This is a genomic window from Dyadobacter endophyticus (assembly GCF_014641595.1).
In the GTDB taxonomy this organism is placed as follows: Bacteria; Bacteroidota; Bacteroidia; order Cytophagales; family Spirosomataceae; genus Dyadobacter; species Dyadobacter endophyticus.
The window spans coordinates 147,651-169,872 of the sequence record NZ_BMIA01000006.1; the positions used below are offsets into that span (position 1 = coordinate 147,651).

The window sequence follows — 22,222 nt, forward strand, 5'->3', positions numbered from 1 at the left end:
TTAGAATTGTCAATGAGTCAATCTTCATCCTTGCATAAAATACATTTCATTTCGATTGGCGGTAGTGTCATGCACAATCTGGCCATCGAACTACATTTAAAAGGGTTCGTTGTGACGGGGTCCGATGATGAGATCTATGAACCATCGTCCAGCCGGCTCGCGCAATATGACCTGCTCCCGCCCGTTACGGGCTGGTTCCCTGAAAAAATCACTTCCGACCTGGAAGCCGTCATCCTCGGCATGCATGCCAGGCAGGACAACCCCGAGCTGGCCAGGGCAAAAGAGCTGGGTATAAAGGTCTATTCTTATCCCGAATATATTTTCGAGCAAAGCCAGAACAAGCAACGGGTGGTGATAGCCGGTAGTCATGGAAAAACAACCATTACTTCAATGGTACTCCATGTCTTGAAATACAATAATAGAAATTTCAACTACCTGGTCGGCGCACAGATCGAGGGTTTCGACAATATGGTGAAGCTCTCCGAAAATGCGCCTCTCATCGTGATCGAAGGTGACGAGTACTTCACCTCGCCCATCGACCCCACACCCAAGTTCATCCACTACCAACCACATATTGCACTGATCAGCGGCATTGCCTGGGATCATTTCAATGTATTCCCAACCTGGGAATCGTACGTGAAGCAGTTTGAGCTGCTCGCCGACTCTCTGCCCAAAGCCGGTGCGATCATTTTTGACGAGACGGATGATATGCTTGATGTGATCGGGCAAAAAGGCCGTCCCGACGTCGCCAGCACACCTTACAATGTACATCCGCACCGGATCGAAGATAACAGGACGATATTGATCACCGCTGAACAAGGCGAAGTTCCGATCCTCGTCTTCGGCAACCACAATATGAAAAATATCAGCGGCGCACGTGAAGTGTGCGAACGCCTGGGTGTGACCGACGAGGAATTCTATCAGGCGATCGCCACGTTCAAGGGCGCATCGAAAAGGCTGGAACTGCTGGGTGCCAATGAAACAGTGAATGTGTACCGCGATTTTGCTCACGCGCCTTCCAAAGTAGAGGCTACTACCAACGCTTTGAAAGAACAGTTTCCCCAAAGAACCCTTGTAGCCTGCGCAGAGCTTCATACGTTTAGCAGCCTTAACAAAGGGTTCCTGTCGCAGTACCGCCGCAAACTGAAAGCTGCCGATGTCGCCATTGTGTATTTCAACCCGCTGACAGTGGAACACAAGCGGCTCGAAAGCTTGTCGGAAGAAGATATCAGGACGGCATTCAAGCGGGATGATTTGAAAGTATTTACAAGTTCTGCGGAACTGGAAGCATTTTTAAAGTCGCTGACCTGGAAAGATGCCAATTTACTGCTGATGAGTTCCGGTACGTTCGGCGATCTTGACCTGAAAAAACTGGCTGCGGATGTTCTGGCATAACCCGCCGATTCGTCGCCCTAAATCATAAAATCCGTTAATTCGATGCAATCCATAGTTGTATACTGCGGTTCAAATCCGGGAAAGAAAGCGCTATATGCCGAAACCGCCTACCAATTGGGTGCGGAATTGGCAAAGCGGAACATCAAACTCATTTACGGCGGAGGCAATATGGGCCTCATGGGCCGGGTAGCCGACGGCGCCATAGACAATGCCGGATTCGTTACGGGTATTATCCCGAACTTCCTGGCCAAACTGGAAGTAGCACACAAAACGTTGTCCGAGCTGCATTTCGTGGAGACAATGCACGAGCGCAAAGCCAAAATGGTTTCGATGACCGACGGTGTCATCGCATTACCGGGCGGCTATGGCACGCTCGACGAGCTTTTCGAAATCCTGACCTGGGCACAGCTTCGCATATTCCATGGCCCGGTAGGGGTTTTGAACGTCAATGGTTTTTACGACCTTTTGCTTCTCCAACTGGATAAAATGGTGGAAGAAGGCTTTTTACGGCCCGATACCCGCAAGCTTTTGGTCGTAGACGGAGACCCCGCAACACTCCTTGAAAAAATGGAAATCTTCCGTTCTCAAAATGCGGAAAATAAGCCGCTGGATGGGTCGTTGTATGTAGATAAACACTAGCCATCCCGTCAAAACAATGCGTGCTTTCTGCCTATTAGCCATTACGGTCGCCACATCCATTGCCGCCTACGCGCAACTGGAAAACCTCGGGAAGTCGGTTAACACCGAATACAATGAAATCAGCCCGATCATTTCCCCCGACGGCAAAACGATCTATTTCTCGCGGGTGAGCCATCCGCAGAACACGCACGGCCCGAAAGGCAGCCAGGATATTTGGTTTTCGGAACTGAAAAGCGACAAATGGTCGCCCGCACGAAGGCTTCCTTCGCCGCTCAACAAAGAGGATTACAACAGCCTTTACAGCATTACACCCGACGGTAATACCCTGCTAATCAAAGGAGCATATAAAAACGGAACCTACGAGACTAGGGGTTTTTCAACCAGTAAAAAAACGGCCAGAGGCTGGTCCGCTCCAACCAAGCTGGATATCCCCGGTTATACCAAGCTCAGCAAAGGCCAGTTCGATTGCGGCTATCTTTCCAATGACGGGAAGGTACTGGTAATGTCGTTCAGCGAGAAGAAAAACAGCAAGGTCGACGACCTGTACGTCAGCTTCAAGCAAAAAGACGGCACCTGGTCGAAACCGCTGAACCTGGGAGCCGAAATCAATACCGGGGATTTTACGGAAACAACCCCTTTTCTGGCACCCGATGGCGTCACGCTTTATTTTTCCAGTGACCGGAAGGGCGGGCAGGGAAGCAACGACATTTATTACAGCAAGCGGATCGACAAATCGTGGAAGAGATGGAGCAGGCCCGTAAACCTCGGCCCGGCGATCAATACGGATGGTTACGATGCTTACTATACCATATCTGCATTGGGCGACTTCGCCTATATGGTATCATTTAAGGACACCGAGGGCAAAGGAGACATTGTCCGTTTCAACCTTCAACCTAAACCTTCGCCAGCGGATTCAACGGAGGCACCGGTGGCCGTTGTTCCCCCTTCAGACCCCGTGGTGATGATCAGTGGAAAAGTGATCGATTCCAAAACCGGAAAACCTGTCGAAGCAACGATCATTTACGAAGACCTGACTACCGGCGAGGAAGTAGGAACCGCCACGACCAACCCTACTACCGGAGAATACAAACTTGTGCTTCCTTATGGCCAGAAATACAGCTGGCGCGCTGTTGCCCCTAATTTCATCGCAGAAGGAGAGAATATTGACCTTACCGACACTACCAACCACGGTAATAAGAGTTTTAAGGAAATCGCCAACAAATCGTTGAAACTGATCCCGATAGAGGAAGGCCAGATCGTACGGCTCAATAATATCTTTTTTGCCACTGGAAAAGCCACGCTCCGCGAAGAATCATTCCCCGAGTTGAACCGCATTGCCATTTCAATGCAGGAAAACAAAACGCTCGCCATTGAGCTGGGCGGCCATACCGATAACACGGGTAGCGCGGAATTTAATATAAACCTGTCACAGGAACGGGCCGACACCGTTCGCGAATACCTGATCGGAAAAGGTATCGAGCCCGACCGCATTGCCAGCAAGGGTTACGGTGAAACCAAGCCTGTCGCCAAGAATGATACGCCCGAAGGTCAGCAGCAGAACCGGCGCGTGGAATTCAAGATATTGAAGAAATAGGCTCCACGGATTCTCCGGTTTTCTGTCGTTTTACTGCTTTCATTCCAAATACAATCCGCAAAAAATTACTCCTGCGGATCAGGAAATGGTATGTTCCCAGGCAAATCAAGAATGTTGCCACGCATAGATAAATAAATTTCACGAACCAATGCACCGGGGCGTTGATCAGCGGATATGCGAGGCAAATGATCACTGTTTGATGCAGAATGTAGAACGGATACACTGCTTCATTGGCATACCTCAGGAAAGGATTGCTGAATTGAAGGTAGGTGTAGCCATACCCGAAGATCGACAGCAGGATACACCATGCATTAGTCGTTTTAATAACATCATACACCAGCCACTGCGTGGCATCCATATCCCGGTCGACAGTCCAGTAAAATGCGTACAGGGCAATGGTCAGCGTGACCCAGATGCCCAACGTCAGGCGTCGGTGTTTTTGAAGTGTTTCCCAAAAACGCGGTTGCGAACAAAGCAAGAAACCGGTTACGAACAACGTAAAATCGTGGAAATGCTCATTCCAATCCCTTACCAAGTTATGCGTCGTCGGGAAATGCTCCGCCAGCAGAATGCTCCCGCCTACATGCCAGAGAACCGGGACGATGATCAAGCTCCACGGATTAGAGAAAAACGCGGCCAAGCGCTGCGTAAAGCCGGTATAACGGCGCAGCAAAAGTAACAGCGGAAGCCCCAGCAGCGAATAGCAGAAGATGTAAACCAGATACCATAAGTGGTGCCAGCTGAAACTGCCCTGTGGGTAAGGGACAAATTGAAATACTGTTTTGTAAAAATCAACATAACCGTATGTTTGCCCTTGCGTAAGTCGTTCGAAAAAGATCTGCGGCGGCACGATTACAAACATCCCGAAAACCAGCGGTATGAAGATCCGTATGAACCGCTCTTTCAGAAAAGCTGCCGGCCCACGGCTCCCCAAAGCGAAATAGACCCCTGCCCCTGAGATCATAAATAGCAGCGACATCCGCCATTGGCTGCTGAACCGCATCGGCCACTCTACTGCGTGTGTTATGACATTGTTCTTGATGTGCCAATCCCAATGATTGAAAAACATGCCGACGTGAAAAAAGATCAGGATAGCGAATGCAATAACACGCAACCAATCGAGATCGTACCGGCGGATGTTGGGAGAAGCAGAGTGAAACTGGTCTTGCTTTGTTTCCATGACAAATAGTTTTGAGTGATGTCCAAAACTAGCGCCCAAAAAAGGCAGGAAACGACCGTCCTGATCCGTTCGAAGTTCTTCCCGATAAGTCAGAACTTCTGATTGACGTGCTTTTTACGGTATTCCGAGGGAGTGGAGCCGGTTATTTTGCGGAATGCCGTATTGAATGCGGATTTCGAGTTATACCCCACCATCTGACCGATCTCCTCGATCTTGATGTATGCATTACCCTCGTCGGCAAGGAGCCGCTGCGCCTCCTGAATCCGATACGCACCCAGAAAGTCGAAAAAGCTTTGCTTTAACTCCTCATTAAGGATTTGTGACAGATGATGCGTTGACACTCCAAGTCGTTTGGAAAGTGCCGGCATCGAAAATCCCGGATCGAGGAATGGTTTTTCAGCGAGCATTACTGCTTCCAGCTTGCCCAGCGTCGCAGATTGTATCTCCCGGGTCAATGAAGATTTTTCGTATTTCCGGGCGGTCCGCTCGTTTGACTCATGAAAGAACAACGATTTCCTTAACACCGTAAAGCTGACAATATAAATGATCAGCGAAATGAATGCGGCGATAATATGATCGCCCAAGTCGTGCGGGAATGAAGTCCGGACGACAAAGAAAACCAGTATCAGGAATGTCAGCTGTAAGGACATATCCCTGAACCATGAAAGCGAGCTTTTTTCACCCGTAAAAAACGAAATCCCGCGTTCCCTGAATGCCCCGGTCAGAAACCAGAAACCGGCGACACTGTAGATAACCATACTGGCGAACGTAAGCTCGTTGATATACCATTTCGGATAAAACATCCACTCGCTGCCATACGTTGTGGCCGCAATTCTTTCTAATTCCGGGTGGAAGGAGCCAATGTTCGCATTATACTTGAACGCCAGACTTTGCGGGTAAATGAGCACGCACATGTATGCGAGGTAGGCCATCGAGGGGATGAAATGGATCCATGCTCGCCTGGAAACCCGCTGGGTTACGCCTGTTTTGGTATAGAGGAATGCGGCTGGGGCCATCAGCAGATTCAACGGTTCGCTGAAATCGACCAGCCACAGCACGCGAAACATATAATTGGTATACCCTAACCAAACATCGCTGATAATTACCGACATCGCCAGGATAAGAATCCCAAGAAAGAGATTCGAACGGTTGCTGCCCTTTGCGTGCGATAGGAAAAAATACGCGAGTATCAACCCCTGTACGCAACCCAGCAGCATGAATAATGAAAAAAGGTCGGTATGGATCGGAGGTGAAGCTGGGATCATGTTATTGCATCTCGGATTTCAAATATACGAATTCGAAAATGCAATTCAGGGACAGTAATGCGTCCGGGGCGCTGCTCAATATAGCACGATCAGAAAAATGAACACCACCAGCCATAGTGCTCCCGTAAAATGCCAGTAGCGCGTGAAGAGCCTGATACGAAGGCGGTTTGGAGGATTGACGCTGTACACGAACGAATCCACATAACTTCTGTTCTTAACAGCTTTTCTGAACAAATAACTCAAATACAACACGCCTCCCATCATGTGGAGGAGGTGAAGGCCGGTCAATAGATAGATGAATCCTTCGGAAGTATTGACGCCGCTGAAAACGCCGGAATTGACCATTTCCATCCATCCGCCGGTCTGCAACATGATAAAGATGAAGCCTAGTATGAGCGTAGCACCCATAAATACCCGATAATGCAGGAAGCGTTCGTTTGTAAATGCGAGGTTAGCCTCGTGAAGCGTGATACTGCTGAACAAAATGACCAGGGTACTCAGCCAGAACATATCCGGCAGCGCGACCAAATGGGCGGTTTCTTTATGAGCCCGCAGAAGGAAAATGACAAAAATGGAGGTGAAAAGCAACGAGCTGCCAGCAACCCCAAGCCAAAGCATAAAGCCAAGCGGCTCACGTCGTTTGGTGAAAGGATTTTCAGTTTGCCTGGTTGTGTGCTTCGGACTCATCTCCCAATCATTGATATCTTCGAAAAGCGCAATTCAAGGTGAATATAACGACTAATTTACACCTTAATACATAACCCGGAGGTTAAATTTATTTAAGAAAACCCTGCCACAGACGAAAGTCGGGAAAATGTTGTTTCAGATTTTGTTCCCCTCCGAAAATACCGAACAGTGTCGATCCTGAACCACTCATGGCAGCGTATTCTGCTCCCAGACTGTACAGCTTTTCCTTTACTTCCTCCAAAAGAGGGTATTTTTTGAAAAGCGTTGCTTCGAAATCATTCCTGACACGGCCTCTCCATTCTATGATAGGCTCCCGAAGTATAGTACGTAAATTTTCGGTGCTTCGTTTCGCAACTACGCCGGAATATGCGTCGACGGTCGAAATATGTATCCCAGGGTTCACCAGCACGATCCATTTCCCCGCGATATTAACATCGATATTATCGAACTGGTCGCCTTTTTCGAAGCAGTACACCGGCTTATTTCTGATAAAAAAGGCGCAGTCGCTGCCGATCTGTCTTGCATAATGCTCCTGCTCTGCAATCGAAATATTGAGCTCAAAAAGCTGATTCAATGCTCTTATAGTAAACGCCGCGTCGGCAGACCCACCGCCGAGCCCGGCGCCTATGGGTACCGTTTTTAGTAGATGTATTTTGACGGGAGTTAGCTGGAAATCCCTCCTGAGCATCTGGTAAGCCTTCGTGCAAAGATTATCTTCCGCATTGCCCGGGATGGCGATCCCGTCGGCATGAAACGAGAAGGTTTCAGCCAAAGTAATTTCCAACGCATCCGACCAACCTACTGGGTAGAAACAGGACTCGATGTTATGAAACCCGTCCGGGCGCTTTTCAACGATATTTAGGCCTATATTGATCTTGGCATTCGGAAATACTAGCATTCTAATTTCAATTGCGGCAAATAGCTTACTGTTCCCAGCGCCATTCCTGGCCTATAATCAATTCTTCTTTTAATCCCTGAGATATCAGATAATCACGGGTTTTCTGGTCGGACAATTTCTTTACGGCAATGTTTTCCGCATTCGATAATGCATACAAATACATAGATGCGATACGCACCGTGTTTTCCAATTGGTCCTTATTCACCAGGCTGAAATCATCACAATCCGCATGATAACATTGCAGCACATTAGGATCGAGGTGCCCCGACAAGCCTGCGATGGGCACCCCTTCCAGCATAAAAGGCTGATGGTCGCTGTGCAGGCCGGCCCTGTTCGTCGTTTCATTCTTATAGTCACTGTTCACGGACTGGATCGCTTGGCCGACCGTCGCAAAGAACTCGGTCATTTCATCCCGTCCGAACGTATTGGCTCCATTTGGATCGTTGGTCATATCGAGGTTCATCATATACGAAACCTTATCGATTGTTCCTGACTTTTTGAGCTCATTCACAAAATGCTTGGATCCCAGAAGCCCCTGCTCTTCTCCCATGAACAACACAAACTGAATGGTCCGTTCAGGCTTCACTTTCAATGCCTTGAATGCCCTGGCTATGTCAATCACGGCAAACGACCCGATTCCGTTGTCAATTGCCCCCGTAGCAAGATCCCACGAATCGAGGTGACCGCCGATAATAACCTTCTCGTCGGACTTTCCTTTTAGCGTAGCTATTACATTACGGGCTTTGATAGGCTTCGAAATGTTGTGCATGTCGATATGCGCTTCTAACGGGCCTTCGTCCTTAATCCATTTTCTTATCTCATGGCCGCTTTCATTGGATATGCAAACGGCTGGGATAGAGATGATAGCACCGGTAACCGACGCGGTTCCGGTAAGCAAAATTTTGCCGGGTGCACCGTTGACCATGATCATCCCTTTCGCGCCATATTTGATCGCCAATGCTGTTTTTTCCGACCGGTGCAGATTCTTTTTGCCAGTTACGCCAACGAGGTTAATGTTGGCCATCGCAACTTTACCCTTTACCTTATCTTTCAGGGCCAGAAAGTCTTCCTCCAATCCGTTGCCGACATCTACAATTTCGCCGTGTAGGTTGGACTCCACGGGCGAATGTGCGAGCGAAACAACGGGAACATCACGAAAGTTGTCGCTGCTGCCGGGTGCTATGGATAATGTGACGGTGTCCCGCATCCAGGCTTCTACTTCAAAAGGTTGATATACAACATCGGTGAAGCCATAGCTTTTCAAAAGCTTGAACGCATATTCCTCGGCCTTTTCGCCATTTGCACTTCCGGTAAGCCGGTGCCCGATGGTCCTGGTTGCATCTCCGAGTGTGGCATAGGCCTTACTATTCTCTCTGATTTCCCTATTGAGACGTGAAAACGGCTTCTCCCATTTTTTATCGACAGGGCGAAACTCTGAAAACAACAAAAACAACCCACCAATGAGTACGACTTGTACAACTTTCTTCATAATTCCCGATAAAGGATGTCAGCAACTTGAAATTTTCCTCAAATATCGCATAGATATTTGACCTCTTGCAAGATAAACACAAAGGAGACCCTAAAATCAACCCTTTAGTTTCATTGCGTCATTAATATACCCATTTCTGACTGATCTGACATCACTTTCCCGTATGCTTTCCATACATTTATATTTAAGTGTAAAATTTACACTTATTATGTTTCTTTTCTTAAAGATATTTGAACATTTTTGTACTTTTTAGCACTTATATTTAAACATCGAAGCACTTTAAATCAAAATAATCATATTTCGCAATGTATTTCCTTGGATTCGATTTAGGCAGTTCGTCCGTCAAAGCTTGTTTGATTCACGCAGATACCGGGGCAGTTGCCGCCTCCGCATTCTATCCTGAAAGGGAAATGACTATTGCAGCCCCAAAGCCGGGTTTCGCCGAGCAGCAGCCTCAGATGTGGTGGGAGAATGCGTGCCTGGCTTCCCAGGCCGTTATCAAAAAAGCAAACGTTTCCCCCGACGAGGTGGGTGCAATCGGAATTTCTTACCAAATGCACGGGCTTGTGGTCGTAGATGAAAACCTGAATGTTCTCCGTCCATCTATCATCTGGTGCGACAGCCGTGCTGTCGAAGTGGGCAACCAGGCAATGGACGCTTTGGGCGAGGAATATGTACTGCCTCATTTGCTCAATTCACCGGGTAATTTCACGGCCTCCAAACTCGGTTGGGTGAAACAGAACGAACCTGAGGTTTATGCGAAAGTCCACAAGTTCATGCTTCCAGGCGATTACCTTGCCGCCCGTATGACAGGCGAGGTCGTAACGACCCCATCCGGACTTTCCGAAGGCATATTCTGGGATTTCGTCAATCAACGCCCGGCCGATTTCCTGTTCGACCATTTCGGGTTCAGTCAGAGCATCCTGCCCGAGGTGCTACCTACTTTTGCCGAGCAAGGGAGAGTAACCGCCGCCGCCGCTGCCGAGCTTGGGTTACGGGCGGGTATTCCCGTCACGTACCGCGCCGGCGACCAGCCGAACAATGCCTTTTCACTTAACGTACTCGAACCTGGGGAGGTTGCCGCAACTGCCGGAACTTCCGGGGTTGTGTATGGCGTCAGCGACCAAATTAAATTCGATCCAAAATCACGCGTTAATACCTTCCTCCACGTAAACCCGATTTCTTCGGCATCGCGTTACGGCGTTTTACTGTGCGTAAACGGGACGGGAAGCCTGAACGGCTGGCTGCGTAATGCATTGTTCCAGGGGAATGTCTCTTACCCTGAAATGAACAGCCTGGCTGCACAGGCACCTGTCGGGTCCGATGGCCTGTTCTGCCTTCCTTTTGGTAATGGCGCAGAGCGCATGCTCGAAAACAAGGATCCGGGAAGCACATTCAAAGGACTTCAATTCAGCCGTCACGGGCTTAGCCACTTTACGCGCGCGTCACAGGAGGGCATAGTTTTCGCACTCTATTATGGCATGGAAATCATGGAAACGGTGGGCGTATCCCTTAAAAATATCCGTGCAGGTGAGGCCAACATGTTCCTCAGCCCTGTTTTCAGGGAGACTTTTGCCAATGTCTCCGGTGCCACCGTCGAACTGTACAATACCGATGGTGCACAAGGTGCAGCCCGCGCGGCCGGTTTCGGACTCGGTTACTACAAAAACCGTGAAGAGGCGTTCGTAGGCCTCACCGCATTACGCACAATCGAACCCGACGCAAATGTGACGCAGGCTACGCGTGACGCTTACAGCAATTGGAAAGCGGCGCTCGAAAAAAGCCTTTGATAAGAAAACAGGCCTCATGTCAGACCAGGTATGAGGCCTGTTACTATTAACGCGTTCATACCACCGCCTCCTGCTTCTTCTGGACTTCCTCTACTTTATGAGCAGTCACCTCCGTACGCCTTACCGTGCGATTATCTTTGTCGACATACTGGCGATAAGTTAGCCGTCCCTCAATCGAAACCATTTTCCCGGTCGTCAGAAATTCCTCGCAGCGCTGCGCCAGTTCCCGCCACACTACGACCGTGTGCCAGACCGTGTTCTTAACCTCTTCCTTATTCCTGTTAACATACCCTTCATCCGTAGCCAGTGAAAAGCTGAGCATTTTGCCGCCATCAAACTCTCTTACGTTGATTTCGCGACCTACATTTCCGATTAATTTTACCGAGTTCATTCTGATAATGTTTAGATGATGAATACTGATGCCGGGCTAGATAATGCGAACCGGCAATGCAAAGGTGCGGGGACCGGAAGAATCGAGTCGGTTTTTAACCGCTTATAGTCATATGAAAACATTTGTAGCCGTTTGCAAACGGAAAAATGCGGGCTATTGAACCTGGGTAATGAATTTTGCTATATTGCAGCTCGGGAAAATCTATGCACACTGCCTGGGCGTCAAGTGCTCCGGCCAAACGGAAAACACATGAACAATTGCCAGGAATGCGGCAAACCCCTGATGGGGAGGATCGACAAAAAGTTTTGTTGCGACATGTGCCGCAACAGCTTTAACAACCGCCTCAATTCCGATTCCCATAACCTGATGAGGAATATAAATAACCAGCTCCGGAAGAACCGCCGGATTCTGGAAGAGCTTTGCCCAGACGATAAATCCAAGACAACCAAGCACATTTTATTAGCCAAAGGCTTTGATTTTAACCTGATTACCAACATCCGTCCGACACTCAAAGGAAGCATTTACCACTTCGTTTACGACTACGGCTACCTGGAACTGGACAATGATTTTTATCTGATCGTAAAGGATAAACGATTGGAGAAATAGATATTTTTGCAGGAATTCAAACTACCACCGATGAAAAAAGTAAGCCTCAGCGATTCCGGCCCGAAGGTCTCGGAAGCAATTTATGGTTTCTGGAGATGGACCGACGAAGGTGCCGTTACCACCACGCAAATTGAAAAAACGGTCAATCTCTGCCTCGATCTGGGCATTAATACATTCGACCATGCTGATGTTTACGGCGACCACACCATTGAAGAACATTTCGGCAAGATCATCGCTAACAAGTCATTCAAGCGGGAAGACATTGTGCTGTTCAGCAAATGCGGCATCAGGACGTCACCGGATAAATACCTGACTTACTACGATAATTCGCGTGAGCACATTATCAATAGTATCAACGGTTCGCTCAAAAGACTGAAGACCGATTATCTGGACATTTTTCTGCTGCATCAAAGCGACCTTCTGGCCGACCCCGAAGAAACAGCCATGGCATTGGCAGAGATCGTAACCTCGGGCAAAGCAAAACATATCGGCGTTGCTAATTTTACGGTATTCCAGCATCAACTGCTCGCGTCCTACCTTCGTATTCCGATCGTTACGAACCATATCGAGCTGAATTTGATGAATACAACGGCGATCGAGGACGGCCGCATCGACTTCATCAAACAGAGTTTCAGTAAACCATTAGCCTGGGCACCGCTAGCCGGAGGAAAAATCCTGAATGGTACCGACGAAAAAGCCGTGCGCCTGAGGGCCAAACTCGATGAAGTCGGTAAGAAATACGATGCTAATATCGAGCAGACCGCCGTCGCCTGGCTCATGAAACTGGGCACATTACCCATTATCGGTTCGCTCTCGGAGGCGCGCATCCGCAACGGTGCAAGTGCTTCGGATATTAAGCTGAGCCGCGAAGATTGGTATGATATCTATCAGGTTGTCGGGAAGTAAAAAAGAAGGGATATTGTTCTAATGAACAGTATCCCTTTGAATATCAATCCTTCAATTGCTTGGCGTCCAGCTTTCTGATAATTTCCTTTTTGTTGAAAAGCAATCGCCAGACAGCGAAAGTCGTATCCTGGGTTGCCATGCATTTCTTGCAAATAATGCTTTCCGATGAAAGAGGAGCATTGTACACGAGCAGCGTGTCATTCAATTGCTGCAAATTGTCGCCCGCAGGGGTTTTGCTTTTCGCACTGTAAGCGTATGCATCCAGGATCTCCCGCTCCTTGGCGAGCAAGCCGGGACGTTTCATGTCATTTGTACCGAACAATTCGACTTTAACCCCATATTCCTTTTCCAATGCGGCAATCACCGGAATACCGCCCAGGTCCCGGCAATGTGCCAGTCCGGCGTCGGGATTCTTTTCGAGCTCGCCTTTTAAAGCCTTTTCGGCGATCTCGGCGATTTTCTTTCCCCATTCATCGGCCGATGATATAAGTTGGACGTTGGTAACCCGCTTGATCTGCGAGGCTTTGATTTCCCGGCTCAGCTCTTTCGTGTTCTCAATACGCCCGCTTTTGAAGTCGCAACCGACCAAAGCACTTGCCAGCATCACGATACATATTATTCTTTTCATTGTTCCAGATGTTAGTTTAAACCAGCAAACGGTTTTATCCACAATACGCAGCCAGTCCCTTGAAACCATTCATTTAGCTAAAATGCGTATCTTTGTGCCCCGAATGCGAGGTGCCAAAGATATTCAATAAAGATGATCGATAAATTAGAAGCTATAAAAGAACGGTTTGAAGAGGTTTCTCAACAAATCATACAACCCGAAGTAGTGTCCGACTCTTCACGTTATTCCAAGATCAGCAAGGAGTACAAAGACCTTGGCAAGATCGTGGACCAGTATGCGCTTTACCAGAAGTTGCAGAAAGACATCGCCGGCACCAAGGAACTTATAGCAACTGAGAAAGACGAAGATCTGCGGGAAATGGCGAAGGAAGAGCTCGATGAGCTGGTCCCTAAGCTCGCAGACCTGGAACAGGCGATCAAAGAGCTGCTTATTCCAAAAGATCCTAACGACAGCCGTAATATTATCCTCGAAGTTCGCGGCGGTACCGGTGGCGACGAGGCCGCTATTTTTGCCGGCGACCTTTTTAGAATGTATCAGCGTTTTTTCGAAAAAATGGGCTGGCGTTCATCGATTATGGACTACACGGAGGGTACCAACGGCGGTTATAAAGAAATTATCTGCAAAGTGGAGGGCGAGGATGTGTATGGCAAAATGAAGTTTGAATCGGGTGTGCACCGCGTACAGCGCGTACCTGCCACGGAATCTCAGGGACGTATTCACACATCTGCTGCTTCGGTGGCTGTTCTGCCGGAAGCGGAGGAAGTGGACGTCCAGATCAATATGAACGACGTTCGCGTCGATACTTTCCAATCGTCAGGTGCGGGTGGACAATCGGTTAACACGACTTATTCCGCGGTGCGTTTGACCCACATTCCGTCCGGGCTCGTCGTAAGCTGCCAGGACGAGCGTTCACAACTCAAAAACAAAGATCGCGCGTTAAGCGTACTACGCTCTCGCCTGTACGAGATCGAATTGAAGAAACACAACGATGCGATTAGTTCACAGCGGAAATCGATGGTAGGTAGCGGCGACCGTTCCGACAAAATACGGACCTACAACTACCCCCAAAGCCGCATTACCGATCACCGGATTGGATACACGGTATACAATCTTCCGGCTGTTATGGAAGGCGATATTGCCGAATTGATCGAGAAACTGCGCATTGCTGAGAATGCAGAAAGAATGCAGGAAGGGGAAGCGGTTTAGCGTCTATTTCGCAGGATACAAAGTCCCGTAAGTCTTCGCTTTATAACTTTCGAAATCCTGCTTTTTGTGATGATCGTCTCCGAAAAAGGTGATAATCTGATGAAACTCCTTTGCTTTCAGGTAACCTGGTAGCGGCTGGATCATGTTAAACTTATCGTCCAGGAAGACGGTCGTGGGATAACTTGGCTGGTTGTTGGTTAATGCCAATGCGATCTCGTTAATGCCTCGGCCACCCTGGGCAAGGTATTTGAATTCCTTATCCCCGAGCTTGATCGTCCCTTTTTGCTCTGCATCGAGTTTAACGGCATAGTATTTCTTATTGATATACTCCGTTACGGCTTTATCCTTGAACGTTTCGCGGTCCATCACTTTGCACCAGCCGCACCAGTCGGTGTAGACGTCGATCAGGATTTTACGGGGCTCTTTCTGGATTTTGGCGAACGCTTCTTCGATGGTCAGCCACTGGATGCCTTCGGCTGGTCTCGCTATGGCTGGCTTATTGGCAGCGGGCTTCTCTACAACGCGCCCCTTACCGGTATCGGCTTTAAAACCGGCGAGCAATACCAGCATTGCCGGAAATATTATCAGTGATGACAGGAGTCGTTTCATGGTAATTTTTTAGATTTCTTTTCTTAAACAAATCTCAGACACAATTCATTGCCTAATAACGCAATCGATATGGAAGCCAGTAAAGTCATCCCAATTTTACGCATTTTTGACGAAACCAAAGCACGTGAGTTTTACATCGGCTGGCTTGGCTTCCAAATCGACTGGGAACATCGGTATTCCGATGATGCTCCGCTCTACATGCAAATTTCCCGGGGCGGCGTCACACTTCACCTCTCCGAGCATCACAGCGACAGTACACCCGGCGCCAAGATTTTCATCGAATGCACCGGCGTGCGGGACTTTCATCAAGAGCTGAACGAAAAACACTACAAATACAACCGTCCCGGCCTGGAACAGGAGCCTTGGAATGCAATATCAGTCACCGTTGTCGATCCGTTTATGAACCGGCTGGCATTCAACGAGCGGCTTTAAGCATTTTTTGCTTTGGCCAAAGACACCAGAATGCCACCAGCAATGATCAGTAGCATGCCTGTCAGCATGGAAAGGGATGGAATAGCTTCGCCCATCAAAAAGCCGATCAGTACCGAGAAAAGGATATTGGAATACCCCACAGCAGCGACACGCCCGGCTTTATCGAAGGTAAACGACTGCGTGAGCATTTTTTGTCCTAAAAGCGCCGTAAGCCCCAGGGTCAGAAAACCCAGCCATTGCCAGGCAGTCTCCGGCCATTTAAATGTACCTATTAGAAAATCCAAATGCTCCATTGGATAATAGGTGCCAACCAGCATCGACAAAATAGGCATTACAATACCGCTGAGCATGAAAGAGAGAATGATCGCACGTGTGTCGTACACCACGCCTAACTGCCGGATTGAAAGGTAGGAAACGGCCGTAAGCAAAGCATTGCCCAGACCCAACGCATTGTCTCGCAGCGACGATGAAAGGTCGGGCCGGAAGACGAACAAAATACCTGTAAAACCAACAAATATGGCCATCCATTCCTTTCCATTCAGCGTTTCGCCTATGAGTAGCCAGGAAAAGAGCGCGAGAAAAATCGGGTAAGTGTACTGATATGTGGATGCACGGCCAAGCCCGAGCGTTTGAATTGCATAAAAGAGCATGTAGAGAGAAAGTGTCCCCACTACTCCCCTGAAAATCAGCAATCCCAGCTTTCCTCCCTCCTGCCTCAGCGGACGCTTCCAAATGCTGCTGATAATAAAGACCACGCCGACGATATTCCTAAAAAAAACCAGCTGAACTATGTGGAATTCCCTCCCGAGCCATTTCGAGATCGCAGATGTGAGCGAGAAGAAAAAAGCGGCCCCCAGCATGAGGTAAATGCCTTTCAGGGAAGATGCGGTCGAAAATTTTTCAGTAGAAGAAGCCAAAAGCAATCAGAATTTGCGCAAAGATAGCGGTTATCACACACAACGGAAAGTCGGCGAAAATACCTAACTTTACACCCGCTTGGTGCCATAAGCTGCTTCTAGTCAGCAATTAGGCTTAATAGGGAATTCCGCGAGAACCGGAAGCTGTCCCCGCAACTGTAAGTCTGCCAATTTGCCTCCGATTCTTCATGCCACTGTTTTTACGACGGGAAGGCACCGGATGCGAAAGACGAGCCAGGAGACCTGCCAGAGCATTTGATCGGCCCGTTTTCGGAGGAAAAACAGTAGATCGCCGCCATTCATTGCGATTTAGCGTGTTTACCGACCGGAGATTTGTGAGTTACTGGATATTGTGGGCAAGTTTTGCACTGGCACTACCCTGTTATGCGCAAAAAGACTCCATCGACCTCGACCCGGTAGTAGTCAGGGGTTTTGTTCCTCAAAAATTCATGAGCGGCCTCAAAATACAGACCATAGACTCAACTTCCCTCGCCCAGCTACGGTTTCAGAATATCAGCGATGTGCTTTCCGCATTTACACCTATTGCGTTCAGGAATTACGGCCCAGGGCAACTTAGTACCGCCTCATTCAGAGGCACTTCCGCCAACCACACGGCTGTTTTATGGAACGGGCTCAATATTAACGCTCCCACCCTCGGACAGACCGATTTTTCCACGATTCCCGTTGCCGGCTTCGACCAGCTTTCGGTTCAATATGGCTCAGCGGCCAGCATTGTAGGTTCCGACGCCGTAGGTGGAAGCATTCTGCTAGAGAGCAACGTCAATAATGATGCGTTCAAGACTTCGGCAGGATCGCAGCACGACAGTTTCAATAACCATCAGTTTCAGGCAAATGCACGCTATTCTGGAAGTTTGAACGATCAATGGTCGGTTTCCGGAAAAACAGCCTTCTACAACGGACTGATGAACAACGATTATCCAAGGCGTTACCGAAGAAGCTACCTGCTTTTGCCCACGGAAACCTGGCAGAAAGGAATGGTGCAAGACCTGTTCTTTCGTGCAAAAAATGACCGGGAGTTATCAGCACATATCTGGCTCACCGACAATAACCTGACTTTGACACCCGACGACGAGCAAGGCCGTGAAATGACCCGGACAACCGCCTACCGCACGATGGTTCGCTATCAGGTGCGGACGCTCGCGGTGCGCACAGCGTGGGTACGCGACGTCATCGATTATGCCAAAGGCGACCTCGCCCACCCCGACCATTCGGTAACTAACAAGTTCGCGTCAAGAGTCGAAAAAGACTTTACACTAAGTCTGGGAGACAACGTAAATGCTGTTTCCATCAAAACCGGCGGGGAATGGACGCATTATCGTTCGCGTGTACCCGGCTATGCGCAATCGCCCGTGAGCGAGAACCGCACAGACTTTTTTCTACTGACGCGCTGGCAGCCGGGTTCGAGGATTACCGCGTCCGTGAATCTCAGGCAAGGGTTTGTGACAGGCTATAATCCGCCATTCACGCCTTCGGTGGGGCTGGAATATGGTTTAATTCAAAAAATACATTATAATCTCAAAATCAAAGGCTCGGCTGGCCGCAGCTACCGCGTGCCTACGCTGAATGAACGCTATTGGAAAGATCTGGGAAATCCTGGCATCCGCCCGGAAACAGGCTGGAATAAGGAGATAGGCCTCGAACAAATCTTCAAGGAAGTATTCGGCGGCTCATTGCGCACTTCCGCAAGTTTTTACCATAACCGCATCAAAGACTGGACCTACTGGAACCCGTCGATGGGCTTCCGCGTCGAGAACCTGCAACAAGTGCTGGCCCGCGGCATTGAGCTACACCTGAGTTACCAGCAGCAGACCGGCACGATACGGCCAGGGCTGGACGCAGGCTACGCATTCAATAAAAGCAGCCAGGAAAAGGCCTACGATAATTACTCACAGGACATTGTCGGGAAACAACTTGCTTTTGTACCTGAGCATACGGCAAATATCAATGTGTTTTTCAAGTACAGGTCGACCCGGTATACGAGCCAGTTCCAGGCGGTTAGCAAGCGCTATTCTACTTCCGATAATATTCAGTTCCTGAATGGTTACGGGCTTTTAAACCTGATGAGCGAAACCACGTTTTCCTTCAACAAATTCAAGCTGCTCTTGCAGGCGCAGATCCGTAATGTCACCAACACGTTTTATTTGAATGTCAGAAATAATGCGATGCCGGGAAGAAGTTTTGCATTAAGTTTAACCTTTAGTTATGATTCTCAATAAATCAATGAAAATGAAAAAACAGTTAGCCAGTTCATTAGCAGTAGCGTTTTCCACCGTGTTGCTATGGTCGTGTAACCAAAGCGATCCGGCTGCGAAGGGAGATTATGTGAGTGGTGTTTTTGTGTCAAATGAAGGGAATTTCACGCAGAATAACGGTGCGATATCCTATTTTCCACGTGAAAGGACCACCGCCGACCCCGATATTTTCGCTGCTGCCAACGGCACTAATTTGAAAGGCGGTGTGCAGGATTTTGTGGCGGCGAATGGGAAAGGGATTATCCTCGTCGACAACTCGGCAGCAGGCCAGGACAAGGTTGAATTCGTAGACAGCCATACTTTCAAAAGCGAAGGAACAATTGGCGCGCCCGACATTGAAAACCCGCGTGAGGTAGTACTCGTCGGCAATAAAGCATATGTGTCGTGCTTGGGAACAAATGCCGATTTGAAATACACCACAGGCTACATCGCTGTTATTGATATTACGACCAAAAAAGTTACCAAAAAGATCAATGTGGCCGATGGCCCTGAAAATCTGGTTTACAATAATGGTAAACTTTACATCGGAACTATCCAGTGGGGCGCCGGAAACAAGCTGGCGATCATCAACACAACTTCCGACGAAGCAACGTCGCCGATTGCCACACCAGGCATCGCCAATCCGGTGGGTATCGATGCCAATGGAAAATTGTGGGTGAATGCAGGTAGTAAGGTCCTCCGCATTAACACCGAAACCAATGTTACCGAAGCAACGCTGCCCATCGCTACGGGCGGCGACAAAACGCCAGGCAATTTCACGTTCAGCGCCGATCTGAAAAGTATATTTTTCGTGCTTTCGGGGTTCAATGCAATGGGTAAAGAGTACGGCGCAACTTACAAGTTTTCTATCTCGGATACACAGATCGCGATGGCGACGCCGCTGATCTCCCGCTACTTCTCCGGCCTTGCCGTTGATCCATTGCAAGGGCTGCTGTACGCGGGTGTGAGCCCATCCTACACGCAGGCCGGCTATGCGGTACGCTACCGCACGGACGGTTCCGTAGTCGATTCCATCAAAGTAGGGGTTATTCCTACCGGATTTTTCTTTCAATAACTGCTCAATGCCGTTGGCCGCTTATCACAGCACATCAACAAATGACTACGAGCAGTATAAACAAAAAAAGTCTCCCGTGTGGGAGACTTTTTTTGTTTCGGACTATGCCAGCTTATTTAAAAAATCCTTGCGGATCGGGCAACTTGGCTTTTAATAATTCTACAAAATCGAGGTTTAGCTGGGTAAAATCCAATATACGGCCCTTGTGCAGATGATCCCACGATTTGTCGAGCTCATTGAGATTATAATGCAGTAATGCCAGGTTATACTGGCCGAGCGCGTAGGTGGAATCAATGGACACTGCATGTTTCAGCAATTCAGCCGCCTCGTCCAACTCCTCTTTCCGGCTGGTAATCGCGTACAGTTTCAGCTCAACTGTCGATAAATCCACCAGCAACGGTACATTGTCTCCTTGCAGGCTCACGCCCTTGCTCAGCATTCTTTTGGCATCCACCCAGTTTTCACGCTGGTACGATACAACCCCAAGCCCCCAGTAGGCTTCTACGTTCTTGTCGTTCAGCAGTTGGGCGAGATTGAAGCGGTAGCAGGCGGTGTCCAGAGAACCTTCCTGCAAATATTCCCAGGCACGGGTCGCGAAAAAACTGCTGGCCTCTGTGCGGCTGGAAAATGATTTGTCACATTCATTCAGGAATTTGATCTCTTCATCAATCTGCTCCGATGTCTTACTCACCTCCCCGAAGAGCGGGATAACTCGCCTCTCCTTTAAATCAAGGGGCTTTTTGGGGGCAACGTTGGTATCTGTGCTTGGACCCGCGCTTGCCAGATGCGTGTTTTGAGCAAAGCTCAGCACAGGTATCAAAAAGGCAAGCCAAATTACAACAGACTCTTTCATAATTGACTTTAATAGAAGAACAGGTTTCTATTGTCCAAGTTAAACGGTTTTATTGGAATAGTATTGCATTACCTTCGTTTACTTCTTCCGGTCGCTCCCCTGCGGCCTTTACCGGTATTCCCGGACGTTTTTTTCGCCGGCGGGTAGCTGTGTTTTTTCTCGTGAAAAGCGCCTTTGAATGTCGGATCTTCCTTACGCCGCTGGTTGTCGATCTCGCGAAGCATGTCCTGCCGCTCCTGGAAGGGCGTTTCAGCCTCATTCACTTCTTCGGGAAATTCCGCTCTCGGGATTTCGGTGCGGATCATCGCTTCTATTTTACGGATATGGTATTCGTCGGCGATGGTCATAAAAGTGATCGCATTGCCCACCGTATTGGCCCGCCCCGTCCGTCCGATCCTATGCACGTAATCTTCATAGATCAGCGGCACATCGAAATTGATCACATGGCTCACTTCTGTGATATCGATCCCGCGCGCCACCACGTCGGTTGCCACCATTACCCGGATATTCCCCTCCCTGAACGCCTCCATGGCATTAATGCGGGTATTCTGACCCTTATTTGCATGTATTACGCGAAGTTCAGCCTCGGGTACTACCCTGTTATTAAGAAGATTTTGATGCACGAGCCCGGCCACCTCGCGGCTGCGCGTAAACACCAGCACGCGTGTGAGGTTCTCCTTGTCTTCCAGTAAATAGGAAAGCAGATTGATCTTCGTACGGAAGTTGGACACCTCGTAAAGCGACTGCGTCACCATTTCAGCGGCGGTCGCCTGCGGGGTAACCTCGATACGGGTAGGAAATTCGAGGAACTCGTGGGAAAGGTTCTCAACTTTCCCCGAAAAAGTGGCAGAGAAAAGCATATTCTGCCTTTTACGCGGGATGATTTCAAGCAGCTTGCGGATCTGGGGCATAAAACCCATATCCATCATTTTGTCAGCCTCGTCGAGCACCATCGCATTCAGGTGCTTCACGACGATCTCTTCCTGGAAATACAAATCCATGAAACGCCCCGGCGTCGCAACGATAATGTCGACACCCTTGCGGAGGGCTTCAATCTGCGTTTTCGGCCCGACCCCGCCGTAGAGTACCACGGTACGAATGTCGGTATACTTGCTCAGCTGCGTGATCGCTTCGGATATTTGCATCGCCAACTCACGCGTGGGGGCCATAATCAATGCCCGGGGATGTTGCCCCTGGGCAAATTTGATGCGCATTAATAAGGGTAACGTATAAGCGGCGGTCTTGCCCGTACCTGTCTGGGCGATGCCCAAAATGTCCTGGCCGGCCAACGCCACGGGTATCGCCTGCTCCTGAATAGGTGTCGGTTCGGTATAACCTGCTTCTTCAATCGCGTTGAGCAATTGACGGTTGAGCTTGAACTGCTCGAATGAGTTTTGCGTAGTCTGCATT

At 48.9% G+C, this 22,222-nt stretch carries 21 protein-coding genes and 1 riboswitch; of the genes, 10 read left to right on the forward strand and 11 right to left on the reverse strand.

The window, feature by feature from the left end:
* The first annotated feature begins 12 nt into the window (after positions 1 to 12).
* The 3 genes from IEY24_RS29795 to IEY24_RS29805 are packed head-to-tail and all read left to right on the forward strand — an operon-like array spanning position 13 to position 3,628.
* Positions 13 to 1,395: a UDP-N-acetylmuramate--L-alanine ligase gene (locus IEY24_RS29795; RefSeq protein ID WP_188938947.1), complete on the forward strand. Its 1,383-nt coding sequence runs from the start codon at positions 13 to 15 to the stop codon at positions 1,393 to 1,395.
* A gap of 42 nt (positions 1,396 to 1,437) precedes the next feature.
* Entirely contained in the window at positions 1,438 to 2,034 is a 597-nt protein-coding gene (locus IEY24_RS29800; protein ID WP_188938948.1) for an LOG family protein, read from the forward strand.
* Between the two features lie 16 nt (positions 2,035 to 2,050).
* Positions 2,051 to 3,628 (forward strand): OmpA family protein, encoded by a 1,578-nt coding sequence (locus IEY24_RS29805; RefSeq protein ID WP_188938949.1) that lies wholly within the window; start codon positions 2,051 to 2,053, stop codon positions 3,626 to 3,628.
* On the opposite strand, the gene IEY24_RS29810 is transcribed toward IEY24_RS29805, so the two are convergent.
* The 5 genes from IEY24_RS29810 to IEY24_RS29830 all read right to left on the reverse strand — a co-directional run bounded on the left by IEY24_RS29810 (position 3,609) and on the right by IEY24_RS29830 (position 9,147).
* The gene (locus IEY24_RS29810; RefSeq protein WP_188938950.1) at positions 3,609 to 4,808 is read right to left on the reverse strand and encodes an acyltransferase family protein; all 1,200 of its coding nucleotides are present in this window, start codon (positions 4,806 to 4,808) and stop codon (positions 3,609 to 3,611) included. The genes IEY24_RS29805 and IEY24_RS29810 overlap by 20 nt on opposite strands.
* An 89-nt stretch (positions 4,809 to 4,897) precedes the next feature.
* Positions 4,898 to 6,073, reverse strand: a complete 1,176-nt coding sequence (locus IEY24_RS29815; RefSeq protein WP_229223343.1) for a helix-turn-helix domain-containing protein — start codon at positions 6,071 to 6,073, stop codon at positions 4,898 to 4,900.
* Positions 6,074 to 6,148: 75 nt separating this feature from the next.
* Positions 6,149 to 6,760 carry a cytochrome c oxidase subunit 3 gene (locus IEY24_RS29820; RefSeq protein ID WP_188938951.1) on the reverse strand — a complete coding sequence of 204 codons (612 nt, stop codon included), beginning with the start codon at positions 6,758 to 6,760 and terminating at the stop codon, positions 6,149 to 6,151.
* 88 nt (positions 6,761 to 6,848) lie between these two features.
* A complete protein-coding gene (gene ispE / locus IEY24_RS29825) occupies positions 6,849 to 7,658 on the reverse strand; it encodes a 4-(cytidine 5'-diphospho)-2-C-methyl-D-erythritol kinase (protein WP_188938952.1) in 810 nt (269 codons plus the stop codon).
* A 25-nt stretch (positions 7,659 to 7,683) separates the two neighbouring features.
* Positions 7,684 to 9,147, reverse strand: a complete 1,464-nt coding sequence (locus tag IEY24_RS29830; RefSeq protein WP_188938953.1) for a M20/M25/M40 family metallo-hydrolase — start codon at positions 9,145 to 9,147, stop codon at positions 7,684 to 7,686.
* A 305-nt stretch (positions 9,148 to 9,452) separates the two neighbouring features.
* On the opposite strand from IEY24_RS29830, the gene IEY24_RS29835 reads away from it, so the two are divergent.
* On the forward strand, positions 9,453 to 10,937 hold the full coding sequence (locus tag IEY24_RS29835) for a xylulokinase (protein WP_188938954.1): 1,485 nt from the start codon (positions 9,453 to 9,455) through the stop codon (positions 10,935 to 10,937).
* Positions 10,938 to 10,992: 55 nt separating this feature from the next.
* Here IEY24_RS29835 and IEY24_RS29840 read toward each other — a convergent pair whose 3' ends face one another.
* Positions 10,993 to 11,328 (reverse strand): single-stranded DNA-binding protein, encoded by a 336-nt coding sequence (locus IEY24_RS29840; RefSeq protein WP_188938955.1) that lies wholly within the window; start codon positions 11,326 to 11,328, stop codon positions 10,993 to 10,995.
* Positions 11,329 to 11,577: 249 nt separating this feature from the next.
* Here IEY24_RS29840 and IEY24_RS29845 point away from each other — a divergent pair, with 249 nt between their 5' ends.
* Both IEY24_RS29845 and IEY24_RS29850 read left to right on the forward strand, forming a co-directional pair.
* Positions 11,578 to 11,934, forward strand: a complete 357-nt coding sequence (locus IEY24_RS29845) for a hypothetical protein (protein WP_188938956.1) — start codon at positions 11,578 to 11,580, stop codon at positions 11,932 to 11,934.
* 30 nt (positions 11,935 to 11,964) lie between these two features.
* Positions 11,965 to 12,840: an aldo/keto reductase gene (locus IEY24_RS29850; protein WP_188938957.1), complete on the forward strand. Its 876-nt coding sequence runs from the start codon at positions 11,965 to 11,967 to the stop codon at positions 12,838 to 12,840.
* A gap of 43 nt (positions 12,841 to 12,883) precedes the next feature.
* On the opposite strand, the gene IEY24_RS29855 is transcribed toward IEY24_RS29850, so the two are convergent.
* The gene (locus IEY24_RS29855; RefSeq protein WP_229223344.1) at positions 12,884 to 13,468 is read right to left on the reverse strand and encodes a hypothetical protein; all 585 of its coding nucleotides are present in this window, start codon (positions 13,466 to 13,468) and stop codon (positions 12,884 to 12,886) included.
* Between the two features lie 132 nt (positions 13,469 to 13,600).
* On the opposite strand from IEY24_RS29855, the gene prfA reads away from it, so the two are divergent.
* Positions 13,601 to 14,674, forward strand: a complete 1,074-nt coding sequence (gene prfA, locus IEY24_RS29860; protein ID WP_188938958.1) for a peptide chain release factor 1 — start codon at positions 13,601 to 13,603, stop codon at positions 14,672 to 14,674.
* A gap of 3 nt (positions 14,675 to 14,677) precedes the next feature.
* Here the strand turns inward: prfA and IEY24_RS29865 are convergent, their stop codons facing one another.
* Positions 14,678 to 15,283, reverse strand: a complete 606-nt coding sequence (locus IEY24_RS29865) for a thioredoxin family protein (protein WP_188938959.1) — start codon at positions 15,281 to 15,283, stop codon at positions 14,678 to 14,680.
* A 69-nt stretch (positions 15,284 to 15,352) separates the two neighbouring features.
* Between IEY24_RS29865 and IEY24_RS29870 the strand changes: the two genes are divergently transcribed.
* Positions 15,353 to 15,715, forward strand: coding sequence for a glyoxalase superfamily protein (locus IEY24_RS29870; protein ID WP_188938960.1), 363 nt, complete (start codon positions 15,353 to 15,355; stop codon positions 15,713 to 15,715).
* Here the strand turns inward: IEY24_RS29870 and IEY24_RS29875 are convergent.
* A complete protein-coding gene (locus IEY24_RS29875) occupies positions 15,712 to 16,632 on the reverse strand; it encodes a DMT family transporter (RefSeq protein ID WP_229223345.1) in 921 nt (306 codons plus the stop codon). The two genes, IEY24_RS29870 and IEY24_RS29875, sit on opposite strands and share 4 nt — an antisense overlap.
* 64 nt (positions 16,633 to 16,696) lie before the next feature.
* A riboswitch (cobalamin riboswitch) is annotated at positions 16,697 to 16,897 on the forward strand.
* Between the two features lie 70 nt (positions 16,898 to 16,967).
* On the opposite strand from IEY24_RS29875, the gene IEY24_RS29880 reads away from it, so the two are divergent.
* Positions 16,968 to 18,869, forward strand: coding sequence for a TonB-dependent receptor plug domain-containing protein (locus IEY24_RS29880; RefSeq protein ID WP_229223346.1), 1,902 nt, complete (start codon positions 16,968 to 16,970; stop codon positions 18,867 to 18,869).
* A gap of 10 nt (positions 18,870 to 18,879) precedes the next feature.
* Positions 18,880 to 19,959 carry a DUF5074 domain-containing protein gene (locus IEY24_RS29885; RefSeq protein ID WP_229223347.1) on the forward strand — a complete coding sequence of 360 codons (1,080 nt, stop codon included), beginning with the start codon at positions 18,880 to 18,882 and terminating at the stop codon, positions 19,957 to 19,959.
* A 112-nt stretch (positions 19,960 to 20,071) separates the two neighbouring features.
* Here IEY24_RS29885 and IEY24_RS29890 read toward each other — a convergent pair whose 3' ends face one another.
* Together IEY24_RS29890 and IEY24_RS29895 are read right to left on the reverse strand one after the other, a co-directional pair.
* Complete coding sequence (locus IEY24_RS29890; protein ID WP_229223348.1) at positions 20,072 to 20,812, reverse strand: tetratricopeptide repeat protein; 741 nt, start codon at positions 20,810 to 20,812, stop codon at positions 20,072 to 20,074.
* A 68-nt stretch (positions 20,813 to 20,880) separates the two neighbouring features.
* Entirely contained in the window at positions 20,881 to 22,221 is a 1,341-nt protein-coding gene (locus IEY24_RS29895) for a DEAD/DEAH box helicase (protein WP_188938963.1), read from the reverse strand.
* Between the last annotated feature and the right edge of the window lies 1 nt (position 22,222).

Excerpts from the sequence above, each read along its gene's own strand:
- ispE (WP_188938952.1), bottom strand. The coding sequence starts at position 7,658 with ATGCTAGTATTTCCGAATGCCAAGATCAATATAGGCCTAAATATCGTT.
- IEY24_RS29830 (WP_188938953.1), bottom strand. The coding sequence starts at position 9,147 with ATGAAGAAAGTTGTACAAGTCGTACTCATTGGTGGGTTGTTTTTGTTG.
- IEY24_RS29870 (WP_188938960.1), top strand. The coding sequence starts at position 15,353 with ATGGAAGCCAGTAAAGTCATCCCAATTTTACGCATTTTTGACGAAACC.
- IEY24_RS29840 (WP_188938955.1), bottom strand. The coding sequence starts at position 11,328 with ATGAACTCGGTAAAATTAATCGGAAATGTAGGTCGCGAAATCAACGTA.
- IEY24_RS29850 (WP_188938957.1), top strand. The coding sequence starts at position 11,965 with ATGAAAAAAGTAAGCCTCAGCGATTCCGGCCCGAAGGTCTCGGAAGCA.
- IEY24_RS29805 (WP_188938949.1), top strand. The coding sequence starts at position 2,051 with ATGCGTGCTTTCTGCCTATTAGCCATTACGGTCGCCACATCCATTGCC.
- IEY24_RS29810 (WP_188938950.1), bottom strand. The coding sequence starts at position 4,808 with ATGGAAACAAAGCAAGACCAGTTTCACTCTGCTTCTCCCAACATCCGC.
- IEY24_RS29855 (WP_229223344.1), bottom strand. The coding sequence starts at position 13,468 with ATGAAAAGAATAATATGTATCGTGATGCTGGCAAGTGCTTTGGTCGGT.
- IEY24_RS29895 (WP_188938963.1), bottom strand. The coding sequence starts at position 22,221 with ATGCAGACTACGCAAAACTCATTCGAGCAGTTCAAGCTCAACCGTCAA.
- IEY24_RS29795 (WP_188938947.1), top strand. The coding sequence starts at position 13 with ATGAGTCAATCTTCATCCTTGCATAAAATACATTTCATTTCGATTGGC.
- IEY24_RS29800 (WP_188938948.1), top strand. The coding sequence starts at position 1,438 with ATGCAATCCATAGTTGTATACTGCGGTTCAAATCCGGGAAAGAAAGCG.
- IEY24_RS29820 (WP_188938951.1), bottom strand. The coding sequence starts at position 6,760 with ATGAGTCCGAAGCACACAACCAGGCAAACTGAAAATCCTTTCACCAAA.
- IEY24_RS29815 (WP_229223343.1), bottom strand. The coding sequence starts at position 6,073 with ATGATCCCAGCTTCACCTCCGATCCATACCGACCTTTTTTCATTATTC.
- IEY24_RS29885 (WP_229223347.1), top strand. The coding sequence starts at position 18,880 with ATGAAAAAACAGTTAGCCAGTTCATTAGCAGTAGCGTTTTCCACCGTG.
- IEY24_RS29845 (WP_188938956.1), top strand. The coding sequence starts at position 11,578 with ATGAACAATTGCCAGGAATGCGGCAAACCCCTGATGGGGAGGATCGAC.
- prfA (WP_188938958.1), top strand. The coding sequence starts at position 13,601 with ATGATCGATAAATTAGAAGCTATAAAAGAACGGTTTGAAGAGGTTTCT.
- IEY24_RS29865 (WP_188938959.1), bottom strand. The coding sequence starts at position 15,283 with ATGAAACGACTCCTGTCATCACTGATAATATTTCCGGCAATGCTGGTA.
- IEY24_RS29835 (WP_188938954.1), top strand. The coding sequence starts at position 9,453 with ATGTATTTCCTTGGATTCGATTTAGGCAGTTCGTCCGTCAAAGCTTGT.
- IEY24_RS29890 (WP_229223348.1), bottom strand. The coding sequence starts at position 20,812 with ATGAAAGAGTCTGTTGTAATTTGGCTTGCCTTTTTGATACCTGTGCTG.